25 protein-coding genes are annotated in these 26,747 nt (G+C 63.6%); 22 read left to right on the forward strand and 3 right to left on the reverse strand.

Going from position 1 to position 26,747, the window contains the following annotated elements; translation table 11 throughout:
* Positions 1 to 268 precede the first annotated feature (268 nt).
* Positions 269 to 397 (forward strand): hypothetical protein, encoded by a 129-nt coding sequence (locus NTW26_10175; protein ID MCX7022616.1) that lies wholly within the window; start codon positions 269 to 271, stop codon positions 395 to 397.
* Between the two features lie 190 nt (positions 398 to 587).
* Here NTW26_10175 and rpmB read toward each other — a convergent pair whose 3' ends face one another.
* A complete protein-coding gene (gene rpmB, locus NTW26_10180) occupies positions 588 to 776 on the reverse strand; it encodes a 50S ribosomal protein L28 (GenBank protein ID MCX7022617.1) in 189 nt (62 codons plus the stop codon).
* Between the two features lie 161 nt (positions 777 to 937).
* Between rpmB and dnaX the strand changes: the two genes are divergently transcribed.
* The 3 genes from dnaX (at position 938) to NTW26_10195 (ending at position 3,478) form a co-directional block, all read left to right on the forward strand.
* Positions 938 to 2,542: a DNA polymerase III subunit gamma/tau gene (gene dnaX, locus NTW26_10185; protein MCX7022618.1), complete on the forward strand. Its 1,605-nt coding sequence runs from the start codon at positions 938 to 940 to the stop codon at positions 2,540 to 2,542.
* A gap of 21 nt (positions 2,543 to 2,563) precedes the next feature.
* A complete protein-coding gene (locus tag NTW26_10190) occupies positions 2,564 to 2,908 on the forward strand; it encodes a YbaB/EbfC family nucleoid-associated protein (GenBank protein MCX7022619.1) in 345 nt (114 codons plus the stop codon).
* A gap of 81 nt (positions 2,909 to 2,989) precedes the next feature.
* A complete protein-coding gene (locus NTW26_10195; protein MCX7022620.1) occupies positions 2,990 to 3,478 on the forward strand; it encodes a bifunctional nuclease family protein in 489 nt (162 codons plus the stop codon).
* A gap of 431 nt (positions 3,479 to 3,909) precedes the next feature.
* Here the strand turns inward: NTW26_10195 and NTW26_10200 are convergent, their stop codons facing one another.
* Complete coding sequence (locus NTW26_10200; GenBank protein ID MCX7022621.1) at positions 3,910 to 5,091, reverse strand: electron transfer flavoprotein subunit alpha; 1,182 nt, start codon at positions 5,089 to 5,091, stop codon at positions 3,910 to 3,912.
* Positions 5,091 to 5,891 carry an electron transfer flavoprotein subunit beta/FixA family protein gene (locus tag NTW26_10205; protein MCX7022622.1) on the reverse strand — a complete coding sequence of 267 codons (801 nt, stop codon included), beginning with the start codon at positions 5,889 to 5,891 and terminating at the stop codon, positions 5,091 to 5,093. The genes NTW26_10200 and NTW26_10205 overlap by 1 nt, the downstream gene beginning before the upstream one ends.
* A 490-nt stretch (positions 5,892 to 6,381) precedes the next feature.
* Here NTW26_10205 and NTW26_10210 point away from each other — a divergent pair, with 490 nt between their 5' ends.
* From NTW26_10210 to NTW26_10295, 18 genes are all read left to right on the forward strand, one after another.
* The gene (locus NTW26_10210) at positions 6,382 to 7,071 is read left to right on the forward strand and encodes a polysaccharide export protein (protein MCX7022623.1); all 690 of its coding nucleotides are present in this window, start codon (positions 6,382 to 6,384) and stop codon (positions 7,069 to 7,071) included.
* A gap of 1 nt (position 7,072) precedes the next feature.
* Positions 7,073 to 9,445, forward strand: a complete 2,373-nt coding sequence (locus NTW26_10215) for a polysaccharide biosynthesis tyrosine autokinase (GenBank protein MCX7022624.1) — start codon at positions 7,073 to 7,075, stop codon at positions 9,443 to 9,445.
* Between the two features lie 53 nt (positions 9,446 to 9,498).
* Positions 9,499 to 9,999 carry a nucleotidyltransferase family protein gene (locus NTW26_10220; GenBank protein MCX7022625.1) on the forward strand — a complete coding sequence of 167 codons (501 nt, stop codon included), beginning with the start codon at positions 9,499 to 9,501 and terminating at the stop codon, positions 9,997 to 9,999.
* 264 nt (positions 10,000 to 10,263) lie between these two features.
* Positions 10,264 to 10,548, forward strand: a complete 285-nt coding sequence (locus NTW26_10225) for a PqqD family protein (GenBank protein ID MCX7022626.1) — start codon at positions 10,264 to 10,266, stop codon at positions 10,546 to 10,548.
* A gap of 40 nt (positions 10,549 to 10,588) precedes the next feature.
* The gene (locus tag NTW26_10230) at positions 10,589 to 11,695 is read left to right on the forward strand and encodes a radical SAM protein (protein MCX7022627.1); all 1,107 of its coding nucleotides are present in this window, start codon (positions 10,589 to 10,591) and stop codon (positions 11,693 to 11,695) included.
* Positions 11,696 to 11,965: 270 nt separating this feature from the next.
* Positions 11,966 to 12,367: a hypothetical protein gene (locus tag NTW26_10235; protein MCX7022628.1), complete on the forward strand. Its 402-nt coding sequence runs from the start codon at positions 11,966 to 11,968 to the stop codon at positions 12,365 to 12,367.
* 4 nt (positions 12,368 to 12,371) lie between these two features.
* Positions 12,372 to 13,694: a nucleotide sugar dehydrogenase gene (locus tag NTW26_10240; GenBank protein ID MCX7022629.1), complete on the forward strand. Its 1,323-nt coding sequence runs from the start codon at positions 12,372 to 12,374 to the stop codon at positions 13,692 to 13,694.
* A gap of 120 nt (positions 13,695 to 13,814) precedes the next feature.
* The gene (locus tag NTW26_10245; GenBank protein ID MCX7022630.1) at positions 13,815 to 14,510 is read left to right on the forward strand and encodes an acylneuraminate cytidylyltransferase family protein; all 696 of its coding nucleotides are present in this window, start codon (positions 13,815 to 13,817) and stop codon (positions 14,508 to 14,510) included.
* Complete coding sequence (locus NTW26_10250) at positions 14,504 to 15,544, forward strand: N-acetylneuraminate synthase family protein (GenBank protein MCX7022631.1); 1,041 nt, start codon at positions 14,504 to 14,506, stop codon at positions 15,542 to 15,544. The genes NTW26_10245 and NTW26_10250 overlap by 7 nt, the downstream gene beginning before the upstream one ends.
* A gap of 28 nt (positions 15,545 to 15,572) precedes the next feature.
* Positions 15,573 to 16,391 (forward strand): methyltransferase domain-containing protein, encoded by an 819-nt coding sequence (locus NTW26_10255; protein ID MCX7022632.1) that lies wholly within the window; start codon positions 15,573 to 15,575, stop codon positions 16,389 to 16,391.
* 1 nt (position 16,392) lies between these two features.
* Positions 16,393 to 17,553 carry a UDP-N-acetylglucosamine 2-epimerase gene (neuC, locus tag NTW26_10260; protein MCX7022633.1) on the forward strand — a complete coding sequence of 387 codons (1,161 nt, stop codon included), beginning with the start codon at positions 16,393 to 16,395 and terminating at the stop codon, positions 17,551 to 17,553.
* A 78-nt stretch (positions 17,554 to 17,631) separates the two neighbouring features.
* A complete protein-coding gene (locus NTW26_10265; GenBank protein MCX7022634.1) occupies positions 17,632 to 19,182 on the forward strand; it encodes an aminotransferase class I/II-fold pyridoxal phosphate-dependent enzyme in 1,551 nt (516 codons plus the stop codon).
* Between the two features lie 96 nt (positions 19,183 to 19,278).
* Complete coding sequence (locus NTW26_10270) at positions 19,279 to 20,823, forward strand: lipopolysaccharide biosynthesis protein (GenBank protein ID MCX7022635.1); 1,545 nt, start codon at positions 19,279 to 19,281, stop codon at positions 20,821 to 20,823.
* Entirely contained in the window at positions 20,816 to 22,651 is a 1,836-nt protein-coding gene (locus NTW26_10275; protein MCX7022636.1) for a UDP-N-acetylglucosamine 2-epimerase, read from the forward strand. Before NTW26_10270 ends, NTW26_10275 begins: the two co-directional genes overlap by 8 nt.
* Positions 22,652 to 22,673: 22 nt before the next feature.
* Positions 22,674 to 23,849, forward strand: coding sequence for a glycosyltransferase (locus NTW26_10280; protein ID MCX7022637.1), 1,176 nt, complete (start codon positions 22,674 to 22,676; stop codon positions 23,847 to 23,849).
* Positions 23,846 to 25,282 carry an O-antigen ligase family protein gene (locus NTW26_10285; GenBank protein ID MCX7022638.1) on the forward strand — a complete coding sequence of 479 codons (1,437 nt, stop codon included), beginning with the start codon at positions 23,846 to 23,848 and terminating at the stop codon, positions 25,280 to 25,282. Before NTW26_10280 ends, NTW26_10285 begins: the two co-directional genes overlap by 4 nt.
* Before the next feature lie 49 nt (positions 25,283 to 25,331).
* The gene (locus tag NTW26_10290; protein ID MCX7022639.1) at positions 25,332 to 26,393 is read left to right on the forward strand and encodes a glycosyltransferase; all 1,062 of its coding nucleotides are present in this window, start codon (positions 25,332 to 25,334) and stop codon (positions 26,391 to 26,393) included.
* 1 nt (position 26,394) lies between these two features.
* A partial coding sequence (locus NTW26_10295) for a glycosyltransferase (protein MCX7022640.1) occupies positions 26,395 to 26,747 on the forward strand: 353 nt, incomplete at its 3' end.

Below are 26,747 nucleotides of genomic sequence, written 5' to 3' on the forward strand. Positions count from 1 at the left end.
TGTAGGGCGGGGACTTTAGTCCCCGCCGTTTTCACATTCCCTACCTCGACCCTCACCCTAACCCGTAGGCGCGCCTCTCCCTAAAAGGGAGAGGGGACACGCGGCAATCCTTACCCCGGCCCGTGCCTCGCTAATTGCGATGACGTAGGGGCGACCCGTAGGACGAGTCCTCTGCGGTCGCCCGCGGGCGGGGACAGAGCCCCCCCCTACGGAGCTGGACCGGGGCGAGGCGCCGCCCGAGCTGGTCAAGCTCCCAAAGCCTTAGGCAATGAGCGACCTCGCGGGCGTGTACGATTTCAAGGGCAATCGGCCCAACCCCGATTGGCGCAGACCGGAGAGCTTCGAGGTCGGCATGTCCTGGCGGCTCTTCCATTTTACCGCGGGGCGGGGCGAGTAACGGTTGGAAGACGAACTATAAACAACGGGAGGTCGCGGACCTCCCATTTATTAGGCAAGGGGTTTCGCTAGGGCGTAGCTCGCTTCGCTCGGTTTGCCGGGGCATTACTCGGTTCGCCGGGGGCGTAGCTCGCTTCGCTCGGTTCGCTCGTTTAAACCCCTTGTCTCTTCTTAAAAAAATCGAGGACCGGTTACGGTTTAGCGACCTTCCCCGAACGTATGCAGCTCGTGCAGACGCGAATCCGCTTCACCTTTCCTTCAACCAGTGCGCGGACCCGCATGATGTTGGGCTTGAAGACGCGCTTTGTGTGCCGCAGAGAGTGGCTGACGTTGGACCCCGTCCCGCTTTCCTTGCCACAGATGTCGCACCGTAGGCTCATGGCCCTGTCCTTTTCTCCCGTTGAGCTGCGGTAGGCTAACACGCCCGCGAGCCGCCTGTCAAGCCCCGTGACGTGCCTCGCGTCGGTCCCGGACTCCGCGGTCGGGGTGGCGGGGGGTCCGGCGCTGCGTTATAATCACCCGCGTCACCCGAGGGGAATCAATGAGCTACCAGGTCATCGCGCGCAAGTGGCGGCCCCAGGTTTTCGGCGAGGTCATCGGCCAGCAGCACATCTGCCGGATACTCCAGAACGCCGTCAACCAGGGCCGCGTCGGACACGCCTACCTCTTCGCCGGACCGCGGGGGGTGGGGAAAACCACCACGGCCCGCCTCTTGGCGAAAGCGCTGAACTGCGTGACGGGTCCCACGGCGGAGCCCTGCAACTCGTGCGATCAGTGCCGCTCCATCGCGTCCGGCGCCAACGTGGACGTCATCGAGATAGACGCCGCCTCGAACCGCGGCATTGACGAGATCCGGGCGTTGCGGGAAAACGTGAAGTTCGCCCCGGCGGGTGGCCGCTATAAAATCTACATCATCGACGAAGTCCACATGCTCACCCGGGAGGCCTTCAACGCACTGTTGAAGACGTTGGAAGAACCCCCCGAGCACGCCATGTTCGTTCTGGCCACCACCGACCCGGACAAGCTGCCCCCCACGATAATCAGCCGTTGCCAGCGGCTCACCTTCCGCCGCATCCCCACTGGCGAAATTGCCATGCTCCTGGAGCGCATCGCCCTCGAGGAGGGCTACGAGCTGGACCACGAGGCGGCGCTTCTGGCGGCCCGTTCCGCCGGCGGGGCTATGCGCGACGCCGAGAGCACCCTGGAGCAGCTCTTCGCCTACGGGGAGAAGCGGATTACCCTCCAAGAGGTGCGGGCCGTACTGGGCAAGGTCGGCGTGGACACCCTGGCGGAACTGACGGAGGCCGTTCTGGACGGGGACGCCGCGGCCGTCATCCGCTGCGTCACCGAGACGGTGGATTCGGGGATAGACCCGCGGGTTCTCGCCGAGGAACTCCTGGACCTCTGGCGCGACCGGTTCATACACTCCCTGGGCGGCGAGGCCGAAGGGCTGGCCGAGCGGTTACCCGCGGCATCGGAACGCGCCGTCCCGCCGGAAACATGGCTCTCGCTCCTGGCCCCCCTGCGCCGGGCCGTGGTGGAGCTGAAGCTCTCCCGCCAGCCGCGCCTAACCCTGGAGCTGGCGCTGGTGGAGCTATCCCGGCTGCCCAGGCTGATTTCCCTGACCGAGCTGGCCGAGCGACTGCGGGGTGTGGAGGGGGACAACCCGCCCGCCGCGCAAAAAAAAACTCTCCCCCCGACCGGTGAGGTAGTGGAAAAAACGCCTAGGGAGCGGGAAGATGGGACCTGGGAGGAGTTCCTCCCCCATCTGCGGAAGGCGAACACGAGCGTCGGGGCCTTCGCCGCGGAGGCCCGGGGGGTCCGCCTGGAGGACGACCGGCTCATCCTGGTCTTCCCCCCAGAGTTCAGCTTCCACCACCAGCAGCTCCGCAAGATGGAGAACGTGCGGGTCGTAGAGCAGGTCGCGACGGAGTTCTACTCGAGGCCGATAACCTTCGAAGCGCTCTTGGAGAGTCCGTCCAAGGACCGTGAGGGAGCGGCCGAGGAAACCGTTAAAGAGCGTCCGGCGGTCGGCGTTGACCTGGACGGCATTTCATCCAAGGACCGGCAGACTATCCAGAGGACGACCCAAGTTTTCGACGCCCGGGTGGTCAGGGTGGACGGGGAGCGTCGGGGCGAAACGTAGCGGACGCGATGGAGGTGACGGATGGCGGCCGGCGGCTTTGAGGGAATCATGGCCCAGGCCCAGCGGCTTCAGGCGAAGATAGCCGAGGTCCAGGCCAGGCTGAGGGAAACCTTCGTCGAGGGTCAGGCCGGCGGAGGTCTGGTGAAGGTCAAGATGAACGGGCGCCATGACGTCACCCGCGTGATGATAGAGCCGGGGGCCGCGAGCACCGGGGACGTGGAGCTCCTCGAGGATCTCATCGTGGCCGCCGTCGCCGACGCCCGGGTCAAGGCCGACGAGATGGTGCAGGAGGAGATGGCCCGGGCCGCTCAGGAGGTGGGAATACCCCCGGCCATCGCCGAGCAGATGATGGGCGGCGGTTTCTAAAAACGCGGCCGGCAGCCCGCCCGCATTGGATTTATCGCCGAAACTGGGCTATACTACCAACGGAATACACTGGAGCGCTCTATGAGCGACGAGCAAGAAATCCCCGTTGACGTGGCCGGCATCGCCTTCGACCCCAAGAAGAAATCGCCGGTGGTCATTCTGCGCGACGCCGCCGCCGAGCGGGTTCTGCCCATCTGGGTCGGCTCCTTCGAGGCCAACGCCATAATCGCCGAGAAGGAGCACGTAAAGTCGCCGCGGCCCATGACCCACGACCTGTTGAAGCGGGTGGTGCTCACCCTGGGCGCCGCCGTGGACCGCGTGGTCATCACCGAAATCCGGGACAACACCTTCTACGCCGAGCTGCACCTGATTTACGGCGAGGACGAGATTCTGGTGGACTGCCGCCCCTCCGACGGCATAGCCTTGGCTCTGCGATTCAACGCCCCGATCTTCGTGGCCGAATCGGTGCTCGCCTTCGAGGAGTCCAAGCAGCAGTCGGCCGTATTGAACACGGAGGACCTCTCCCGCTTCCTGGACGGCCTGACCCCCGACGACTTCGAGAAGCGCTGACGCCCACAAGGGGGCCGGTGTAAAAACGAGAACCGAAAGGTTCTTTTTTATTAAAGCCGGATTTTGGCTCGAACCGTGTCATTAAAACGAGAACCGAGAGGTTCTTTTTTTACATTGGAATAGAAGTCGTAGGGGGCCGACCGACGGCGCGCCGTTTAGGTCGGCCCGCGGGCGGGCCTAAAGGCCCGCACCTACATCATCGCAATCGTCGAGGCACAGGTCGGTACGTCCCCTCACCCTCTTAGGGAGAGGCAAGGGTGAGGGTAAGGCGCTAAAGCGGCGGGGATTAAAATCCCCACCCTACATTATCCCTCCTCCCTCTGGGGGGAAGCTCGCTTACGGGTCGGGGAGGGGGGTGAACAGGCGGGTGTGGACACCCGCCCCGACGGATTTTCGTAAATGTGCGGCGACACGAACAACCGGAGGGGCCGCTACCGCTTCAGCATCCCGATAATCTCCGGGATGACCTCGTGGAGGTCGCCCACGATGCCGAAGTCGGCGTAGTTGAAAATCGGCGCCCGCGGGTCCTTGTTGATGGCCACGATGTACTCGCTGGTCCGCATCCCGGCCAGGTGCTGGACCGACCCGGAGATGCCGCAGGCGACGTAGAGCTTCGGCCGGACGGTGCGGCCGGTCTGGCCCACCTGGTGGGGGTAGGGAATCCAGCCGGCGTCCACGGCGGCGCGGCTGGCTCCCACTGCGGCACCCAACGCCTCGGCCAGCTCGCGGATGAGCTTGAAATTTTCCGGCTTGCCCACCCCGCGCCCCCCGGATACGATGATCCGCGCGTCGGCGATGTTGACCTCGGGCTCTGAGGCGATGAAGCGCTTGAGGACCGCTTTGAGCTCGGCCTTGGACAGGGCTACGGTGTCCCGGACGAGCTGGCCCTCGTGGCCGGGCATCGGGACGGGTGTAAAAACCTTCGCGCGAACGGTGGCCATCTGGGGGCGATGGTTTGGGGTGATGATGGTGGCCATGATGTTGCCGCCGAAGGCCGGCCGGGTCTGGAGGAGGCGCCGGTTTTCCAGGTCAATGGCAAGCTCGGTGCAGTCGGCGGTCAGGCCGGTGTGGAGGCGGGTGGCCAGCGCTCCGGCCCAGTCGCGACCGTTGGCCGTGGCGCCGAAGAGAATTATCTCGGGACGGTGATACTCCACCACCTGGGCCGCAGCCTCGACGAAGGTATTGTTCGAGTAGCGCCCCAGGAGCGGGTGCTCCGCGAGGTGCACCACGTCGGCGCCGTGGACGATCAATTTTTTCACCAGGGGCTCGACGTCGTCGCCCAAAAGGAGGGCGGAAAGCGGCACGTCCAGGTCGTCGGCCAACTCCCGGCCCTTGCCGAGGAGCTCCAGGCTCACCGTGGCGACTTTTTTCGACTGCAGCTCGACCGCCACCCACACCCCGCGGTAATCCTCCAGGTTCACCCCGGCGACGGCGTCGGGGCGATCGAGGATGATGGCCTCGACGGGGCAGCTCTCGACGCAGGCCCCGCAGTCGGTACACCGCTCGTTCACCCGGGCCAGCTCCTCCGCCATCTCGAGGGCGCCGAAGGGGCAGACCTTCACGCACGCGGCGCAGCCGATGCAGAGCGTCTCGGAGATGCGCAGGTAGGGCATCAGCTTTCCTTCAAAATGCGGTTGTCCTCGAGCCACTTGACGAAGATGGCTGCGGCTTCGCGGGCCGGGGCTTCCGTCCTCTCGCCCCCGGAGGTTCCCGCGGCGGGGGTGAACACCCTTACCACCTGGGTGGGCGAGCCGGCCAGGCCGACCTCCTCCTCGCTCAACCCCAGCTTGTCGGCGTTCCAGACCGGAATCTCGGCCGTTTTGGCGCGTCGGAGACCGCGCAGGCTGGGCAACCGCGGCTCGTTGATGTCCTTCACCACGGTGACCACGGCCGGCAGCTTGGCCTCCAGGACCTCCCGGCCGTCTTCCAGAAGCCTGTCCACCTCGATCGTTCTGCCGTCGGGTCTTCCGATGCGGTTGATGTAGGTGAGCTGGGTCCAGCCGAGGCGCCGGGAGATGCCGGGGCCGACCTGCCCCGTGTCACCGTCAATGGCCTGCTTCCCGGCGAACACGAGGGTCGCCGTCGGGTCGAGCCGCTCGATTGCCCGGGCTAAAACGAAGCTGGTGGCCAGGGTGTCGGCACCGGCGAAGGCGGGATCGGAAAGGAGCACCGCGTCGTCCACGCCCATGGCGATGGCGTCACGCAGCACCGCCTCGGCCTGGGGAGGGCCCATGGTCAGGGCGGTTACCTTGCCCCCGTACAAGTCGCGCAGCTCGAGCGCCGCCTCAAGGGCATAGAGGTCGAAGGGGTTGGTGATGCTGGGCACGCCCTCGCGGATGAGGGTGCCGCGCAACGGGTGAATCCTGACCGTGGCGACATCGGGGACCTGCTTGATGCAAACGACGTAATGCATACTAGGGCTTTCCGGCGTCCGGGTGTTCATTTGACGGGGGATTTGCCGGAGGCATAGCTCGGTTCGCCGGGGGCGTAGCTCGCTTCGCTCGGTTCGCTCGGTTCGCTCGGTTTACGGCTGCTCTAGGCTTCTTTCGAACCTGATAATAGCAGCGTCCCCGGAAGCGGGTCAAGGCGCTGCCGGGGGCACCTGGCACCTTTTTTGCGAACCTATGCAATCACGGTCCGACGCGCGCGAATGCGCCACTTTTCGCAACACCGTGGACACATTTACGGCCGCGCCGTCGCGGAACGCCGTCCGAGGATACGGTTGCGCCGCCCGAGGATATCCGATTTACGCCGACCTAGTGGAAACGGCTCCACCGGCGTGGTAAACCGCTCCGCACTCCTTGACCCGTCCCCCCCCAAGGCGTATAATCTCAACAAATAATGGAGGGGAAACCCCCGAGGACCAGCGTACGCGGATGGGTCAAAAAATTACAGGCCTCGTTTTGCTGCTGCTCTCCACTTGTCTGGCCGAGGCCGACGGGGAGCCCACCCTGACCGACCGGCCCGTGGAGGTCGTGGAGGTCGAATACCCAACCTCCGAATTCATCGCCGAAACGACCTACAGAGTCGGCGCGGACGACTTCCTGAAAATCACCATCCTCGGTTATCCCGATCTCTCCGGCTCCTACCACGTGGACCCCGAAGGTTATCTGAACCTCCCCTACCTGGAGGATTTCGTCGCCGTAGGGTACACTCCCCACGAGCTGCGCAAGAAACTGATCGAGGCCTGGACCCCCTATCTGGGCCATCCCCAAATCGGTCTCGAGGTTCTGGAATACTCAAGCTGCCGGGTATACGTGCTGGGTGAGGTGAAGGACCCCGGCCTGTACACCTACCGGGTGCGGATGAGCCTGATAGAAGCCCTGGCCGCAGCCAGCGGGTTCTCGGGCAACCCCGTGAAGAGCGAGGTCGCCATAATCCGCGTATTGCCGGACGTGACCCGCCTCTACCTGGTCGACGTGCGGGGCATCCTGGAGGAAGGTCTGGCGAACCTTGACGTGCCGCTGGCCGCCGGGGACATCGTTTACGTCCCCCGCACGTTCATCGGCGACTGGAACGAGTTCCTCAACAACATCGCCCCCACGCTGCGCGCCGTATTCGACGCGAACCGCCTCTACAACCTGGGCTGGTAGAGTGGAACAACCGATAGACCCAGGCCGCGGACGCGGCGCACCCAAGATATCCGAATACTTCCTCATTCTGCGGAAGCGGAAGTGGATTCTCATCTTCGCCGTGCTGTTTTCGCTCACGGTGGCCGCTTACCAATCCTACACCACTCTTCCGACCTATGTGGCGACGGCATCCCTGGTTCTCGAGACCTCGGGACAGAACACCGATTTCCTGGAGGGCTTTTACACATCCTTCCAGCCGTTCCGCCTGGAGACCGAGCTTCAGATAATCTCGAGCCGCTCCATCTGCCTGGGCGTGGTAGAGCGCCTGGACCTCGCCTTCCATCCACAATTACAGTTGCCCGACGGCGTGTTCTTCCAGGATCCTTTCGTCGAAATAGGCTTTCCCATCGGCAAGTACAAGGTGATCGAGAGCGAATCCGGTTTCTCGGTGATGGACGACGCGTACAACGTCATCGGCAAAGGTCTCTACGACCAGCCCTTCGTGTCGAACGACAGTCTTTTCGGCTTCACCCTCCACGATCCCGAACCCCACCCCAAAAGGATTATAAGCTTCCGGGTGACCAATCCCATCCAGGAAGCCGAGAGCATCCGTCAGTCCATCACCGTTCAACAGGCCAAAGACTCAAACGCGTTCATCATCAGCGTATCCAACACGGACCCGAAGCTGGTGGCCAAGCTTGCAAACGCCATCGCCGAGGTCTACGTGGATGAAAATCTGCGCTGGAAACAGGAGCGCGCCCGAAAGGCCCGGGAGTTCATCGGACAGCAGATCGAAGTGGCCGAAGTCAAGCTGCGGCTTACGGAGGACCTCCTCAGAGAGTACAAGGAAGAGCTGGGCACCGTGTCCTTCCCCGACGAAGCGAGGGAGCGCATTCGCCGCCTGAGCGTCGTCGAGGAGAACAAGAACATCCTGGAACGTGAACTCGCCGAGCTTGAGGGACAAAAAAGAATCGTCGGGAACTACCTCAATCGAGGTGAGCTGGACCAGGGCACTCTGACGGCCATCAGCTCCTGGCCCGCGTTCCAGATGGATCAGATGCTGGTCGAGCTCGTTCGGGAAGCCGGATCTCTTACGATCGAGAGAGAGCGTCTATCTCAAACCTCAGGCCCGCTCAATCCCCGACTGGACGAGATAGACCGCGAGCTGGACTCCATCGAGAACGACATCGAGAGTCAGCTCTCTTACACCATCTCCGCCGGTGCTCTCGGCATCTCCATCGAAGGCAAGAAATCCCAGATCGAACAAACTAGAAGTTCCATCGCCCAGTTGACCGGCGAGCTTTCCACCATGCCGCGGGAGGAAATGGAGCTCTCCATCCGTGAGCAAAAGAGCGACGTCGTGGCGAAAATCCACTCGCTGCTCCTCGAGCGGTACGAGGAGGCGCGCATCAACGAGAGCATGGAAACGGGCGACGTGCGCATCGTTGATCGGGCGATACGGCCCACGGCGCCGATGAGCCCCAACCACACGTCGGATCTCCTCCTCGGCTTGGTCGTCGGTCTCATCATCGGAATCGGCCTGGCCATGATCGTCGAAATGAACGACACGACGGTGAAGTCGGCCGATGAAATCGCCAACCTGACCGGCCTCACAGCGATCGGCACGATCCCGAAAGCGACCGAGGAGTTCGAGGAGCTCGGTGAGGGTCGCCTGATCGTTCTGGAGAACCCGCGTTCCCCCATCGCCGAAACGTACCGCATCATCCGGACGAACATCCAATACTTCAGCATTGACAAGGAGATCCGAGTCCTTTCCATCACGAGCCCCAGCAAGGGTGAGGGGAAAACCACGACCACGGCGAACCTGGGGGTGTCCATCGCCCAGCAGGGTCATAAAACCCTACTGGTGGATACCGATCTGCGCAAGGCGAAAATGCACCGTTTCTTCAACATCCCCAACACGCCCGGTTTCACCGAGCTCATTCTCGGGGACAGAACGGACGAGGACGTCATCCGATCCACCCGGGTCGAAAACCTCTTCGTCCTCCCCTCGGGGCACCCGCCGCCGAACCCCTCCGAACTCCTGTCCAGCCGCCGGACAAAGGATATCCTCGAACGATTCCGTCAGGAGTACGATAGGGTGATTCTGGACACCCCCCCCGTCCTGGCGGTGACCGATCCCGCCATCCTGGGATCCCTGGTTGACGGAACCATCCTGGTCATAGAATCCGAGTCGAGCGAGGCTGAGGCCGTCAAAGAGGCGGTGAACCTCCTGAGAAACGCTCGGGCTCAGATCCTGGGATTCGTGTTGAACAAAGTGGATCTCACCCGAACGTACAAATCGCACAGGTACTACCACTATTACTACCACCACGACGACGAAGCGGAGCGGTCCAAAGGTTCGATTTGGAAACGTTTCCGGGGCAAAAAGTAACCCTTTTCACCGCACTGACGAGTCGAGATCCGGGCGATCTGACTCGTCATATTATGGAAACGCCAAACGCCCTGGAATGGCTGACGGAGGAGCGACTCGCCCCGCTGACGGATTGGAAGCTCCACGTCGGGGGTTTGGCACAGGGCTTGCAAGTTGACATTCTTGTCTCCCTAAAGGAGAAAAGACGTCAGGAAGCCCGCTTGGAGTTGGTCCAAACCGCCCCGCTCCTGGACCTTCTGGCGGCGACGGTGGCGCTGCAACCGCTGGCCCTCAAGGGATTGGATTTCCGCGCGCGGCTGTACCCGCCCGCCACCCGACCGGCGGCGGACCTGGATCTCTACCTCGAGCGTCGAAAGATAGCCCGGTTCGCCGAGGCGGCGGAAAAAACAGGCTGGAGATTGGCCACCCGGGGACGGCTGGGGCGGCGACTCTGGCGGCGTTGGAATCACCTGATTTGGGGCAAGGACCAGCCTCTGCGGGAACCACTTCTTCGATCCCCACCTCCTGTCGGTGTACGATATCTGGCTGTTGTGTCCCGGACTCGATTGGGGTAAACTCTACACGCTGGCGCGCAAGGCGGGATTGGAACGGACGGTCTCCTTCGCCCTTGATTATCTCCGGTGCTACCCGACGGTGAGAAAGCTCGTCCCACCCGGAGAACCGCTCAGGCCGGGGCGAATCGGGAGGGAATTTTTCAGACAGGGGGCGGAAGGGGTACGGGCACGATCCAGGCTGATGGGGCTTTACCTCGCTGACCCGCGGATCCGCTCACTGACCTACATCCTCGGTCACCTCGGTGAATCACTAGGGTATTTTCTATGAAAACCTACGATCCCGACGCCGTGCCCGTAAAAGCGGGACGCATACCCTCCCAGGATGTGGATGGCGAGATTTTCGCCATCACCCCCGACGACGGCTTTCTCCACAACTTCAACGAGGTGGGGAGCCTCATCTGGAACCTGATAGACGGGAAACACAGCCTCGGCGAAATCGAAAGCTCCATCCTGGCGGAGTACGACGCGGAGCCCCATCAGCTCAGGAACGATCTAACAACGTTCTTCAAGGTGCTTGGGGAAAAAGGATTGGTGGAGTACGCGCGCTGACCTCCACCACGCGCGTTAAAAAAAGGCGGCTCACGACAGAATGAAAGACGGGGTTGCAGAATCGAATGTCTTCTCGAATCTCCGCTGGAAAGCCTTCCATCGCCACATTCCGTATATCGTCACATTCGAGCTTACCTACCGCTGCAACCTCAAATGCACGCACTGCTACCTGACGCCGGGCGACCCCCACGAGGAGGAGATGCCGGCCCTGAACTGGATCCGAACAATCCGCGAGCTCGCCGACCTGGGAACCTTTTACGTGACGGTCACCGGGGGGGAACCGACCCTGTACCCGGGCTTCTGGGACATCCTGGACGAGCTGCACCGGCGGGAAACGGTAATCCGCGTCTTCACCAACGCCACGACCCTGACCGAGGAGGACGTTGACCGGCTGATCCGCTGCGGGGTCCGCTACGTCGACATCTCCCTCCACGGGCCGGACGCCGCCACGCACGAGGCGATTACCCGCACACCCGGCAGCTTTTCCCGGACAATCGAGGCCGTAAAAAGGCTCCGGGCGGCCGGCGTATACGTCAACCTCAAAGGGTGTCTCCTGCGGTCGAACTTCAGGCGCGTCAACGAGCTGGACCGCTTCATGTTGTCGTTGGGCGGTCAGCCGATGATAAGCTCGACCATCACCCCGGCCAACGACGGCGGTACGGGACCCCTCGAGACGGCGCTGAACACCGAGGAATACTGCTTCATCTACGACAACTATTACCGAGAGGATAACGAACCGACGGAAACGGGGAAGGAAAGGATTCTACCCGTGATGGGCTGCACGGCCGGCTTCTCGACCTTATCCGTCGCACCCGACGGGGAGGTGTTTCCCTGTCTGCAACTGCGGGTCTCGATGGGGAACGTCCGGCGGAACACCTTGAGGAGAATATGGCATCATGCCCCCCTGAACTTGTACTTGAGCGGGCTGATGCAATTAGCCCCTCCGGGCTGCCTGGGGTGTGAGCTCGCCGACTCTTGCATGCGCTGTCCCGGTCTGGCCCTCATCGAAACCGGCAGTCTCTGGAAGCCTTCACCCAGCGCCTGTCAGGCGGCAAGCAATTACAAATCCGCCCATACTCTCCACCTTTCACGAAAAGGAAACGGAAATGAGCAAGAAGAGCTACATCCCACCGAATCTAACCAGTGAGAGAATATTTCAGGAGGCATCCATCAGGTGTGAGTATGCAGGGAGAACCATACTAACTTGTCAAAAACACACGGGATGCTTCTACAGAAAAAACCCAGGCCAGTGTACGATCTATCAGTTTGCTTCGTAACCAGATGCTTTACACCCCTGGTTGACCCGAAATGTCCTCGACCCTAACCGGACACCTTAGCCATAGAAGGTCTTATTACACATAACCTGAAAGCCGGGCTCATAGCGGAAGCGCTGCGAATGAGCGGTCCCCGATGGGTGATGAGCCGTGGCCGATGCCACGGTGAATTGATACCCGACGGGGCCGAAATTCTCCTGGAGCCCTTCGGCAAAACGCTTCCCCGGCTGGGCGAGATCGCGGCCTATATAAATCCCGACGGCCTCGAGGTCGTCCACCGCCTCTGCCACCGGGACGCAGGCGGCTGGTGGGGCAACGCGGACACGGTGCTGGCGATGGAGCGCACCGGAAACCTTATCGGCCGCGTCACGGCCCGCCGGTGGAAAGGCTCCGTCCGCGGCGTGAAACCGATGCCCGCCAGGGCCGGGCTGGCCTGGCTCCTACACGGTATCTACCACCGCACCCACGGTTTCTTCGGCGCCGGGGGGCGGATTACTTTGCAGCTTGTCCAATGGCTTAAACCACGACTCTACCCCACCCCATGAGGATATGAACCACAACGAACTGGCCAGAAAACTCAAAGAGGGTCCGGCGGTTTTCGGCGTCATCGGCCTGGGATACGTGGGACTGCCCCTCGCCCTGGAGTTCGCCGAGGCCGGCATCCGCGTCGTCGGATTCGACATAGACCCGACGAAAGTGGAGTTTCTCCGAAAAGGCGAGAGCTATATCCAGCAGATTCCGGCCGGTCGGATTAAACCGTACGTGGACGGCGGCCTCCTCACCGCGACCGGCGACCTCGACCGCCTGGGCGAAGTTGACGTCATCGCCATCTGCGTGCCCACACCGCTGGACGGCCACCGACAGCCAGACCTGAGCTTCGTCGAGACCACGTCCCGGGACGTGGCCGGTCGGCTGAAAAAGGGGCAGGTGGTGATCCTCGAGTCCACCACCTATCCCGGCACCACCCGGGAGGTCGTCCTGCCCATACTCGAGAAGGGGTCGGGCCTGAAAGGCGGGACGGACTTCTTCCTCGCCTTCTCCCCGGAACGGGAGGACCCTGGCAACAAGGACTACCGGACCCGGACGATTCCCAAGGTCATCGGCGCGCTGACTCCGGCGGGGCTGGATCTGGTCAAGGTCTTCTACGGCCGGGTCTTCGAACAAACGGTCCCGGTGTCCAGCCTGGAGGTCGCCGAGATGACCAAAATCTTCGAGAACACCTTCCGGGCCGTGAATATCGCCCTGGTCAACGAGCTGAAGATGCTGGCGCTGCGCATGGGGGTCAACCTGCACGAGGTGATAGACGCCGCCTCGACGAAGCCCTTCGGCTTCATGCCCTTCCGCCCGGGACCGGGCCTCGGGGGGCACTGCATCCCCATAGACCCCTTCTACCTCACCTGGAAGGCCCACGAGTACGAGTTCAGCACCCGTTTCATCGAGCTGGCCGGCGAGATAAACACGGGGATGCCGCGTTTCGTGGTGGAGCGCACCGCCGAGGCGCTCAACCACGCGGGCAAACCGCTCCAGGGCTCGAAAATCCTCATCCTCGGTATTTCCTACAAGCCCGACATAGACGACATGCGGGAAAGCCCCGCCGTTCCGGTCATGGAGGGTCTCCTCGAACGCGGCGCGAAGGTGGACTACCACGACCCGTACATCAAAAAAATGCCCGCCACGCGCCAGACCGAGCTGCGTCTGCAGAGCATCCCCCTGAAGGATTACGCCGAGCTTAAAGCCTACGACGCCGTGGTCATCGTGACCAACCACTCCGACTACGATTACCGGGAGGTAGTCCGATGCGCGGCCCTCGTCGTGGACACGCGGAACGCCACCGCGGGAATCCCCAACGATGGGAACGTGTGGCTGGCCTAGGTTTTTCACTTTGCAAGTTGATAAAGCGGCGAGAAGGGCGGTCTTGCGGGTAGGACCCCCTTTTTGTAATATCACCTGGATAATCCGGCTCCAACCGCCGCGAGGCCGGTTAAAAAAGACATGGAAATACTCGCCGTCATCCCCGCCCGGGGCTCATCCAAGGGCCTGGAGCGGAAGAACCTCGCCCCCCTGGGAGGGCGGCCGCTGTTAGCCTACACGGCCGACTGCGTCCTGGGAGCCGTCCATCCCCTGCGGGCGGTTCTTTCCACCGAGGACGACGAGATAGCGAGCCTCGGACGCCGCCTGGGCCTCGATGTCCCCTTCCGGCGCCCGGACGATTTGGCGAGAGACACCTCCACCTCCCTGGAGGTTCTCCAGCACGCCCTGGCCAGCCTGCACGCCGACGAAGGGTACGCCCCGGAATGGGTGGTGCTTCTTCAACCGACCTCCCCGCTGCGGACCGCCGCCCACCTGGACGCCGCACTGGACCTGCTTTTATCCGGGGGGTTCGATTCCCTGCTCTCGCTGAGCCCCATGCGCCAGAACCCGGCCTGGGCCTACCGCGTCACCGGAGGGCTGGTCGAGGCGATCGAACGGGAACGGCCCGACCGCCGTCAAGAGCTGCCCGATTTTTACTACCCCAACGGGGCGATTTACGCTACCTCCCCGGAGCTTTTGGCCGCCGACCGCCTTCTCGGCGACCGCTGCGCCGCATTCGTGATGGAGCCCTGGGAGTCGGTGGACGTGGACGACGCCTGGGACATGGCGGTGGCCGAGGCCGGGCTCATCCACGCCAAGAGGGCCGCGCGATGGTAGCCGCCTTCAGGGTGGGCGGGCGCCTGCTGGCGCCGGGAGTACCGGTGTACATCGTCGCCGAGGGCGGAGTGAACCACGACGGCGACCCGGAGAAGGCCCTGGAGCTCGCCGTCGCCGCCAAGGAGTGCGGAGCCGACGCGGTCAAGTTCCAGCTCTTCACCCCCGAAAATCTCGTCGCCGCAGGCGCGCCCCCGGCGCGTTACCAGCGGAAAAACGCCGGCGGGAAGGACCAACTGGCCATGCTCGAGCGGCTGAAGCTCACCGAGCGGGACTTCGCGCGGGTAAAATCACGCTGCGATGGGCTGGGCCTGGACTTCATCCTTTCGGCCTTCTCCGAGGATGACGTGCGCGCCGCCGCACGGCTGGGCGTGCCGGCGCTGAAAATCGGCTCCGGCGAGCTCACCGACCCCTTCGTTCTGGACGCCGCGCGGCATACCGGGCTCCCGCTCATGGTCTCCACGGGGATGGCGAATCTGGAAGACGTCGCCTGGGCCGTGGACCGCCTGGGGGAAGCGGATATTCTCCTCTTCCATTGCACCAGCTCATACCCAGCCCCGTTGGAAGAGCTGAACCTGCGCGCCCTGACCGCCCTGCACGACCGCTTCGTCCGCCCCGTGGGCCTCTCCGACCACAGCCCGGGCACCCTGGCCGCATGCCTGGCCGTGGCCCTGGGCGCCTGCGCCGTGGAGAAGCACTTCACCTTGGACACCGGCGGCCTCGGCCCCGACCACGCGGCCAGCCTCGACCCGGCCGGTTTCCGGGAACTCATCCGCGGGATACGCAACGCGGAGCGCATCCTGGGCGATGGGGAAAAACGCGCGACCCCCGCGGAGGAGAACACCCGGTCGGTAGCGCGCAAGGGCCTGCGAACGACGCGGAGACTGGAGACGGGTCACCGCCTGGCCCCGGGGGATTTAACCGCCAAGCGCCCGGCGGTGGGCCTGGACCCCCGCGGGGTGGAAGGTCTGTACGGGAGAAGAATCAAAGGAAAGCTGGACCCGGATCAACCCCTGACCGAAGACGATCTGGAGTAATCGAAGCCTTTTTTAAAGAGGGGTGAGCGTGGAGTACGAAATCTACGATACCGCTCCCGATTCGCTGCCCACCGAGGCCATCCGGTTGAGGAGCGTGGCCTCCATCCACCGCCGCTTCGGCAACGCGGACTTCGCCGGCTGGACCATTGCCAACCTGGGTCTGGCCTCGGGGGAACGGGTCTTAGACATCGGCTGCGGGGTGGGACAAATAACGGTTCCGCTCGCCCGGGCGGTGGCGCCGGACGGCCACGCCAAGGGGATAGATAACGAACCGGACTACGCGGCGGCCTGGGACGCCCTCGACAAGGGCGACCTGCCGATCTCCTTCGACCTCTGGCGGTGGGAGGCTCCCTGGCCCTGGCCCAACGGCTCCTACGACGCGGCGGCGTCCAATTTCACCCTTACCATCATGCCCGATCTCGACCTCGCCGTGAGGGAAATCGGACGGATCCTCCGCCCCAACGGCCGGTTGCTCGTCACCGGTTCCGCACCCGACGACCAGGCCGAGTTCATGCAGATGCACTGGGAGCTGGTGGGGGAGCACCCCACCGCCGAGATGGCCGCCCGTGGGAGGGACATGACCACCGAGATCCTGCCGCTCCTGGACGAGGTCTTCGGCCCCGGGAAACGGATAGACTTCGCCAACGATCTGAGCTTCCCCCGGCCCCAGGACGTGGCCGAGTTCTACGCGACCGGTAAGCTCTATGGGCTCCTGGCTACCGACCCCCGCACGCGCGACGATCTATTGGACATAATTTTCCACGCCGCCGAGGAGCACATCGCCAAGCACGGCACCTACGTCGTCAAGCGGCGGCTCCTGGGCGGTCTCTACATCAAGAAGCCCTGATTTGACGCAGCGGCGGATTGCCATCCTCACCGGTTGCCGCTCCGATTACGGCCTGCTCCGCCCCTTCATCCGGCGGGTGGAGGGAGAGCCGGGGGCCGAGTTGTTGCTCTACGCGGCGGCCGGTCACCTCTCCCACTCACGCGGGATGACGGTGGAGGAGATACGCCGGGACGGGTTCGAGCCGGTGACCCTGGCCCCGGTGGTCGAGGATGACGACACCCCGGCGGGCATGGCGGAGCTGGCCTCCCGCGTGACCGGGGAGCTGGCCCGTCTCTGGCGGCGGGACCGGCCGGACTGGCTCGTCGTCCTGGGGGACAGGGTCGAGGTGCTGGGCGCCGCCGTGGCGGCCTGGTACTGCCGCGTACCCCTGGCCCAGTTTCACGCCGGGGACCTCTCCCTGGTGGACGACGGGCCGCGACACGCCGTCAGCCGTCTGGCCCACCTGCTCTTCCCCGCCACCCGATCCGCGGCGGAAAGACTGCTCGCGTGGGGGGAGGAGGCCTGGAGGGTGCACCCGGTGGGTTCCCTGGCGGCCGATCGAGTCCTCTCCAGCCCGCCCCTCGACCCCAAGGAGCTCCGCGAACTGGGCGAACGGGTGGGCCTGAACCTGGACGGCGATTTCCTGGTGCTGCTGTACCACCCCCTCCCCGGAGAGCCGGAGAAGACGGCGAAGGGACTTACGGCGTGCCTGGAGGCGCTGGACGCCGCCTCGCTCCCCACCCTCGTCCTCCACCCCAACGCCGACGCCGGGGGACGACCGATAGTCGAGGAGCTGGAGCGGTGGGTGGGGCGTGAACCGCACCGCGCGCTCCAGACCAGTCTGGCGCCGGAGTCGTTCACCGAAATCCTGCGCCGGACGCGGGCCCTCGTGGGCAACTCCTCGGCGGGGATCATCGAGTGCTCCGTCCTTGGAACGCCCGCGGTCAACGTGGGACCAAGGCAGAAGGGCCGCGAGCGCGGGGCCAACGTCCTCGACGCCGATTCGGACCCCGGAGAGGCGCGGAGGGCGCTCGAAAAAATCCTCGCCGAGGCGGGCATCCGCGAACGGCTCCTCCGGAAGCCCTCCCCATACGGCGACGGCGGCGCAGCGCAGAAGGCCCTGGCGAAACTTTTGGAAACCCCGACCGACGAGACCCTCCTGGATAAAACGCTCTCACTTTAACTGAGAGGTACTATGGTGGCCAGAAAGGAGACAAGGGGTTTAACCGAGCGAAGCGAGCTACGCCCCCGGCGAAACCCCTTGCCCCTGAAAAATCTCTTCCTATCCCCCACCGACGGGCTGCGCCGGGCGATGGAGGTGATAGACGCCGGACGGTTGGGGATGGCTCTGGTGGTGGACTCCGACGGCAGGCTGCTGGGCACGCTAACCGACGGCGACGTCCGACGTCACCTGCTCGGGGGAGGCGGCCAGGACGATCCGGTGGTGAAATTCTACTGCCGCAAGCCGGTGACGGCGACGACGGGGTACGACCGCGCCGGGCTCGCCCTCCTCGCGCAGACCCGGGGAATCAAGCTCATCCCCCTCATCGAGGACGGACGGCCTACGCGGCTCCTGACCCCGGCCGACCTGGAGGGGAAGGACCAGCCGGCGATACTGGGCGGCGCGCCCGCCTTCCGGGAGCCCATCCCGGTGGCCAGACCCACCCTGCCCGAATTCGAGGAGATATCCGACGAGATCCGGGCGGTGCTCGCGAGCGGGATAATAACGAACGGTCCGCAGGTGGAGGCCTTCGAGCGGGAAGCAGCGGCGTGGATGGGGACGGAGCCGGAGAAGGTGGTCGCGGTATCGAGCTGCACCATGGGGCTGGTCCTGGCCCTTTCCCGCATCGAGCCGCCGGGCGAGGTGGTGATGCCCAGCTTCACCTACTTCGCCACGGGGCTGGCGGCGACGTGGAACGCGCTGACGCCGGTGTTCGTGGACGCCAGGGCCGACGACTTCAACGTGGATGCCGGGGCGGTGTCCAAGGCCATAACGGATAAAACAAACGGCGCGCCGTCGGCCATCGTCGGCGTGTACATCTTCGGCTGCCCGCCCCCGGTCGCCGAGCTGCGCGAACTGGCCGACCACCACGGGATACCGCTGATTCTTGACGCCGCCCATGCCTTCGGCGCCGACCAGGACGGCACGCCGGCCGGGCGCTTCGGCGACGTCGAGGTCTTCTCCCTCTCGCCTACTAAACCGGTTACATCCGGGGAGGGCGGCCTGATCGTCTGCCGCGAGGAGACGACCGCCGCCGACTTGAGGCGCCGCCGGAACCTCGGTCTTCTGGACTCGGCCACCGATCCCACCCGGGGGTTGAACGGCAGGATGAGCGAGCTCAACGCCGTGCTGGGAAGGGCCTCTCTCCGGCACCTGGTGAAAAACCTGGAAACGCGCCGTCGGCTGGTCCAGGTTTACTATGACGAGCTGGGGGACACCCCCGGTCTGGGATTCCAGAAGCTGCCGCCCGGCGCGGTTTCGACCTTCAAGGACTTCGCCGTCGTCGTGGATTCCGACAAGTTGGGGATGACGCGCGACGACCTCGCTCAGGGGCTCGCCGCGGAGAACATCGGCACCAAGAAGTACTTCTCGCCACCGCTGCACCTCCAGCGCCGTTTCGCCGGCCTCTCCCGGACGGCGGGGACGTTGAGGGTAACCGAGAATCTCGCGGAGAACGTGCTCTGTCTCCCGCTCTACTCCCACCAGGCCGAAGAGGACGTCCGGCGGGTGGCCGCGGCGGTGAAGCGCCTCGCGGCGCACGCGGAAGAGGTTGACCGACGGCTGACCGAGTTACGTAGAGAATGGGAGTAACCATCAGCATCTTTGAGCCGGAAGCCGGGAGACCGCTTTCGGCCGTTTTTTCCCCAGGGCCGAGTTTTCCGGGGAACAGTACACCCGAGGTCGGGATTGCCCACGGGTAAAGATAAACCGAGCCGCCTCTGGAGCGACACGTTCTGGATGTCCGCCGCCGGCCTGGTCAGCGCCGGCCTGAGCATCGTGCGCGCCCTCCTCCTGCCGAAAATAATAGGCAATCCGGCGCACTACGGGCTGCTTCTCGTCATCAACCTCATCGTGGGCTACGGGGCCTACGCCCATCTCGGCGTGACGCTGGGCATCTACCGCCAGATTCCCTACCTGCGGGGGGCGGGAACCCCGGAGGAGGAAATCGCCGATCTGCGCAACTCCTCCCTGGGCTTCGTGCTCCTGATGGGGCTCGTGGCTATTCTCGCCGCCTTCCTTTTCGGCTGGACCCAGATAGAAGAAGGCACCCTCCTCGGGTTCGCCATCCTCGGCGCCGGAGCGGCCCTGGTCCCCTTAAGGAACCTGACGGCCATTCTGACGAACTTCTACCAGGCCGAGGGACGGTTCCGCTTCCTGGCCGTCCTGGAGTTCTTCTACTTCCTCTCTTCCGTCGGTCTCACCCTCCTGGGAGCCCAGTTCTTCGGGGTTCTCGGCGCCGCCGGGGCCCTGATAATCGTGGAAATCGTCTTCGTCGTCATCTACTGGAGCCGGACCGGCTACCCCCGTAGGTTGCGGCTGGTACCCCATTTCAACTGGTCGAAAATTTTCCGGGTGATGCGCGTCGGACTGCCGCTGACCATCGTCGTATTCCTTCGCTTTAGCCTGGAGAGCGTGGACAAGCTGTTCATCGCCCGGTTCATAGGCGGCGTTGACCGGGGTTTTTTGAACCTGGCCGCCACGGTGGGGATGCTCATCATTCTGGTCCCGGGCAAACTTGGCATCGTCCTCAACCCGGAACTGGCGCGCAGCACCGGCGCCGGCGAAATCGGCGAGCTCAGGCGCCGTCTGGTGACCTACACCGAGGCGACCGCCTACGTGGGCGCCCTGATAGCTGGATTGACGGTCATTGGCGCGAGGACGGTCCTGGCGGCCTGGCTGCCCGCTTACGCCCCGTCTCTGGCGCTCATAGACCTCTACGCGCCCCGGATGGCCTTCTACGCCATCATCACCATTGCCGGGAACACCCTCATCAATCTCCTCATTGAGCGCCGGCGCGTCGGGCTGTGGATCGGGATGCAGATCGGCATCCTGCTCCTGGCCGTCGCGGGTTGCATCCTGGCCCTGTTCCGCTTCGGGTCCAGCTGGTCCATCGTGATGGTCGGCACGGTTGCCATCATCCTCAACTCCCTCCTCATCAACCACTTCGCCGCGAAAGAGGTGGGGATGAATCTGCGGGAGAGATTGGGCTTCCTCCTGCGACTCCTCTTGCCTCTGGGTTACGTCGGCGTGCTCGTGGAGGGGCTGAAGTTTGGATTGACCTACATCGAACACTGGCCTCCATTCTTGCGCCTGACAGCCGGAGCTTGCGTCTTCCTCGTCCTCGCGCTGCCACTCATTCTTTACGGTGAGCACCGGTTGGGGCTTTTCAAGATGTTGAAGGTCCGGCTCCATGAACGCCTGCTTCGACCCCGCGGTGAGTCTGATGATTAGGGCGCCATCTCTTTTGGGTCTGGCCGGTTACGTCGCTCCGGGTGCGCTCGGGCGGGAGATTGACCACCAGAGGCGCATCGGCCGCGAACCGACCGTGGCGGATTTGCTCCCGGGCGTGCTCGGCGCGTCGGTGCTGAAGGTCTGCCGGGACAAAGGTGTCGTCGTGACGACCTCCGATGAGGTTCTGGGGCGGGAGGGAATCCGCCGGGTGGACGCCGAGTCCAAGGAGCTCACCGACCGTGTGTTCGAGGCCCTCGGTCGGGACGACGTGACGCGGGTCATCTGGCACCTCTTCTACTGGTATGGTTTACGCCGGTTATGCTTGGGCGCGGCGATTCTGGATTCGGCCCTGACCGGGGGCGTCTACACGACCACTCTCCTGGGCGGGGATGAGCTCCTGGCAGGCGTTCTCGATGAGGTTTGCCGGGGAAAAGGCGTCCGCTACACCTCGCCCGGCACGGCCCACATTCCCTTTGCCCGCCGTCTACGCACCTCCCGGGTCGGTGTGAGTCAGCGTTTCATCCTGAACGAAGGGTTGGCCCGTCGGCTCAAGCTGGCGCTGTCGCTTTCGCGTTCCTTGGGAAGGCGCCGGAGGGCCGAACCAACGGACTGCCTGATTCTGACGACCCTGCCCCACGAGAGGGCGACCTGGCGGCCGTTGTTGGAAAAATTGCCCGGAGAGGTTCGGGTCGGGCTTGTGACGACATACCGGGTGAAGCAACGCGCGCTTCCCCCCGCCGTCCGCCGGTACGACCTCGACGCGTGGGTCCGGTTCAAGCGTCTCGGTGAATGGATTGGGAACTACCGGAGTTACTGGAAGATCGGACCGGAGCTGCCCCGCATTCTGCCCCGCCTGCCGTGGCGGGGGCTGGACCTGGGTGAGTTCGCCCGGGGTTGGCTCCTGTACACGATTCGACAGTATCTATGGGGGTTGATTCCCCGGGCGGCGGCGCTCGAGGAGCTGATCGAAGCGGTGAAGCCGGGGGTGCTCGTCTGCCTGACGGAGCGCAACGAGCTCGTCAACCTCGCCTTCCGAATGGCCGCCGCGAGGGGGATTCCCACCCTGGCGATCGAATCCCACGACATGATCTGGGACTCGCCGCTCTTCGGACGGATGGAAGCGGACAGGCTGGCGGTGAGCGGCGCGTACTCGGAAAACATTTACGCCAAGAACGGGGTCCCCCGGGAGAAGTTGGTCGTCACCGGTCAACCCTCCTTCGACGGGCTTGCCCGGTACCGGGAAAAAGAACCCGTCGAGAAAGAGACCGATGAACGCCTGCTGGTCGTCATCACCCAGCCGCCCGACGTCGCGCTCACCGAGGACATGCGCCGGGAGATGCTGCGGGGGGCCTTCCTCGCCGGTCGAGAGATACCCCGGCTTCGTGTGTCGGTCAAACCGCACCCCCGCGACGACCTCCGGAACCTGCGCCTGGTTCTATCCGAACTTGGGGCGCCCCGGGAGGCGCTCCTGCCCAAGAAGCTGGATTTATACGGTTTGTTGGCTTCCGCGGACGTCATCCTGACCGCGTTCTCCACCGTGGGCGTGGAGGCGATCATGCTAGGGCGACCGGTGGTGGTATTCAAGGCCGACGAAAGGCCCGCGGTACTGCCCTACGTTGATTCGGAGGCGGTTCTTCGGGCGGGTGACGCGGAAGGGATTGCGCGAACGATAAAACGGGTCTTCGAGGGAGAATCTCTACAAAAACTGGCCCGGGGTCGCGAGGACTACATCGCCCACCACGAATGCGCGGCGGACGGGGGCTCCACAGCCAGGGTGGTCCGGCTCATCCGCGAAATGCTGAACGGGGAAGGTCGTGCCGGGATATAGGGTGCTTTGCGTTTCGATGCTGATGCCCTACCCCCCGGTGGGCGGGGGGGAGAGCAAGTTTTTCCATCTCCTGCGCGAGGTTTCCCGGTTCCACGAGGTGGACCTCCTCCTCTTCCCACCCGCCCCGCCCTCGCAAGAGGACATTGACGGTTTGCGCCCCCATGCCCACAGTATCAGAATCGAACCGTTCCGACACCGACCGGACTGCCGGGACATACTGCGCTCCCTCGTAAGTCCATTTCCCCTGCCCCTCTCTTTCTTCCGTAATTCGCCCATCCGGGGTGCGGTAAAGCGGGCTCTCGGCGATGAAAAATACGATCTCTTGCACGTGGAGGGGTGTTTTCTCGGCTACTCCGTCGTGGGCCTGAGGACGCCGCCGCGGCTGATCGTCCCGCACGACGCCTATTACAGAAATTATATGGAAAACCTTAAAATGGCTCCCTGGCGCAAAAAGCCGCCCCTCGCCATTGACTTTATCAAGTTCCGACGCATCGAGCCGCGTCTGTACGGTTATTACGACGCCGTGGGGATGTGCACCACCGTGGAAGCCCACGCCGTGATGAAGCTGAACCCCAGCCTGCACGTGGGTGTCGTTTCCAACGGCGTTGATATTCCGGCAGCGGCTCGCCAACCACGGGCCGAGGAATTCCCCAGCCTCGTCTTCAGCGGTTCCTTCGACTACCCCCCCAACGAGGTGGCGGCGCTGAGACTCCTCACGCGGATAGCCCCCCCGCTCCGCATGAAGTGGCCCGGGCTTCGAATTTTCATCGTGGGAAACCGCCCCACCCGTCGCATGGAGTGGGCCGCCGCCGGTAATCCCGGGAATGTCGTCACCGGCCGGGTGGAATCGGTGTCGGAGTGGATTGCCCGGGGATCGGTGTACTGCAGCCCTCTATCCTACGGCGTGGGCTTCAAGAACAAGGTGCCGGAGGCCTGGGCCGCCGGTAAACCCCTCGTGGCCACCCCTAAGACCATGGAGGGGATCGAGTTCATCCCCGGTCGGGACGCCCTGGTGGCCGAAACCGATGCCGATTTGGTCCGCGCCTGTGCTATGCTTTTGGAAGATGCGAATTTGCGCGGAAAAATCGGGGAATCGGGCAGGAAACGGGTTGACGAACGGTACAACTGGCCGTTCCTGGCCAAATATCTCCTCGAGCTGTACGACTACGTAGCCGCCCGACCGGATAACACGCGATGAACCTTTCACAACCAGGCATATTCCAAAGGGCCAACGGGCGACTGCTGGAATACGCCCGTCAACACCGCAATCTCACCGCGTGCGCGTTTCTGGCGATGGCATATCTGGTGGCATGTGCGATCCTGCACCTGCCTTACTACTTCGTCGGCCTGCTCGTGGTGGGCATCATCGTCCTGGGCATCTCCCTGAAGTACCCCTTCGTCGCGTATCTCGGTTACATTTTCGTCGTCAACTTCCTACCTTACGGCTTTCTCGGGTCGGATACATTCACCCTGGCCAAAATCGGGGGGGTGTTCCTCCTCGCCGTGACCATCGCCGTAACGGCGATCAGGACACCGGAGTATGGGCAGCGGATCAAACGGGCCTTCGATAAACGGGGCATCGCGGTCCTCATCCTGATCGCGGCCGGCTCAATCTCGACCATCGTCAGCCACAACCCCCGGTCGGAATTCTTCGAGCAGCACTTTCAATTCCTGGCCCTCTTCGCCTTGACGCGCATCTACGTGGACACGGAGAAGCGGTTATGGTGGTTGCTCGTGGTGATTCTTTTGGCCAGAGGTTTGGACAGCGCGCTGGGGTTGTACCAGTATCTCACCGTACCAGACTGCGGAAGAATCGCCGGGAATTTTATAGATCCGAACGAGTACGCCTGTTACACGCTGGTCGCGCTTCCAATCGCGGTTTACCTCAGCAACTATCAAAAGAGCGTGGTTCGCCGGGTCTTTTTTATCGCGCTGGCCTTCCTCACGTTCGCCGCAGTTGTCATCTCCTTCTCCCGCGCCGGTTTCGTCACGCTGGCGCTCATCCTCGTGTTAATTTTAATAATACCGGTGATAAAACTGAGATACCGCTTGATTCTTTTAATCCTCACCGTCTTGATAATCATCGCGGTCATCCCTTTCGAGTACTGGTCGCGGGTTGAAACCCTAAACTCCCTTTTCGAGAACGAGAATATGGAACGATCGGTGATGGTCAGAAAACAACTGATGGACACCTCCATCCACTTGTTTTTGGAAAATCCGATCTTCGGTGTGGGATACATGCAGTACCGAACGGCCCCCGAAAAGCTGCTTGGCGGTTACATCATAAAGCGAAGGCGCCTAACGGAGCACTCGGCGATCTTCCAGATCCTCGTCGAGTTCGGTCTGATAGGATTCATCCCCTTTGTGATTCTAATCATCCTCACCTTACGGTCAGGATTTCGCGCGATGAAGCTCGCCAAGTCGGCCGGTGACCAGGGGATTCGACTCCTGTCCACGGCGACGGTGGTGTCCCTTGTCTCCTTATTGATATTCAGTTTCATGTTGGGGACTTATACCAAATATCTTTATCTTTACATCACACTACCCATGGTGGCTTACGACATCGCAGTCAAAAAGCTGTCCCGCCCGGCAAAAGAGCGGGAGGTGGCAAACGAAGAGCACCTCGATTGAAGCCTGGTGTGAGCGCCCTTCGGTTCTTCACGCCATCGGGCCGTGGTGCATGGCCGGAGCCGAGAAGCAGCTCGCAAACATCGCCGGCCGGATGGCGAAGATGGGATGGCGGGTGGAAATAGTGGTCCTGGGTGAGGAGTGGAATGAAACCGTCACCCGAATCGCGAACCCTTGCCCCGTCGTAACCCTGCCGAACCGCCCCCGGGGGCCGGCCCGTCTCCGGGCCCTGGCGGAGAAGCTGGAACGGGAAGACTGGCCGCTGGTGGCGGGTCAGCTATTCTCGGGGAACCTCTACGCCGTGGCCGCGGCCCGCAGGACCGGCAGAAAAGCGATTGTCTTCGAGGGGGGGTTGGAACCCTGGAAGCGCTGGTATCACCTGACGGCCTGCCGGTGGTACTGGCGGAGGGCGGAGTTGATCGAGGTCAACTCCCGGGCGGTGGGAGGGATGGTTCTCGCTCGGGGCGGCTCGGAATCCAAGCTCCGGGTCATCCACAACGGCATCGAAGCCGGGCCGCACGTGACGGACGACGAGCGTACGGAAGCCAGGCGGAAGCTCGGGCTGACCTCGGGGCCGGTGTTGGTGATGGTGGCCAACCTCCGCCATCCCAAGGATCCCCAGACCCTGGTGAAAGCGACCGCCCGCCTGAAGAACACCCACCCCGGAATCCGGACCCTTTTCGCCGGCGAAGGCCTCCTCCGCCCCGAGGTCGAGGACCTCATCCGGAAGCTGGGGCTCGGGGAGGAGGCGCAGCTTTTAGGCCGGACCGAAGACGTGAGGGGTGTGCTGGCCGCGGCGGACGTCTTCTGTCATTCGAGCCTCTCCGAAGGGCTGCCCAATGCGGTGATCGAGGCCCAGGCCGCCGGAGTTCCCTGCGTCGTTTCGAGAGCCGGTGGGAGCACGGAACTGGTCACGGACGGCGACCGGGGTCTGGTCTTCGAAATAGGCGACGTGGACGGCTGCGCCGCGGCCATATCCCGCCTGCTGGAAAATCCCCGGGAAGCCGAGAGGATGGCCGAAAACTCCCGCGCCTGGGTCATCCGTGAGCTCTCCTTCGAGCGGAACCTGGATCAGCACCGTCGTCTGTACGAGGAAGCCCTGGGCATCGTGTAAAATGCGTCTTTTGCTCATCACCCCCCACCTCATCGCCGGCGGCGCCGAACGGGACACCATCGCGCTGGCGGGCGGCCTGGTCCGGCGCGGACACCAGGTGACCCTGGTCTCGCACGGCGGCGTTCTCTCCCCCGAGGCGCATGACAGCGGCGTGGAGGTCGTGGAGCTGCGGACGCACAGCCGCACGCCACCGGGCCTTGCGCGGTTGTCCCGGGAACTGGCGGCGTTGGTCGCCGAGAGGGGCTGCGACCTGGTCCATACCCAGGCAATCCTGCCGGCGGTCGCTGCGCACAGAGGCCTAGGGCGAGGGGTGCCCGTCCTGGTGACAATCCACAACCTCCACCGGCGCTGGTC

It is taken from the genome of bacterium (assembly GCA_026398675.1).
Classification (GTDB): Bacteria; RBG-13-66-14; RBG-13-66-14; order RBG-13-66-14; family RBG-13-66-14; genus RBG-13-66-14.